This is a genomic window from Clostridioides sp. ZZV14-6150 (assembly GCF_020657875.1).
Classification (GTDB): Bacteria; Bacillota; Clostridia; order Peptostreptococcales; family Peptostreptococcaceae; genus Clostridioides.
In genome coordinates this window covers 1-226 of record NZ_JAGWDA010000112.1, presented here as the reverse complement: position 1 = coordinate 226, position 226 = coordinate 1, and the positions used below count along the sequence as shown (strand labels likewise).

Below are 226 nucleotides of genomic sequence, written 5' to 3'. Positions count from 1 at the left end.
TTTATGAAAAAGAAGGAAAATTTGTGAGTGGTATGGACTTTTCTAAATGGATAAATAACGAGTATGTACCTAATAATAAAGATATGAAATGGATTAAAGATGTATCCTCTAAAGCTACTAAACAAGCTATTATGAATGGAGATAAAGCCTTTAAAGACTTTTTTAAAGGTGCTAAAGGCTTTCCTAAGTTCAAGAAAGAGAAAAATCAAGATGTAAAAGCATATTT

General features: G+C 28.3%; 1 pseudogene. It reads left to right on the top strand.

Annotated features, from left to right (window positions below):
• Positions 1–32: 32 nt before the first annotated feature.
• A pseudogene (locus tag KGF41_RS20745) lies at positions 33–226 on the top strand (RNA-guided endonuclease TnpB family protein); the annotation flags it as partial.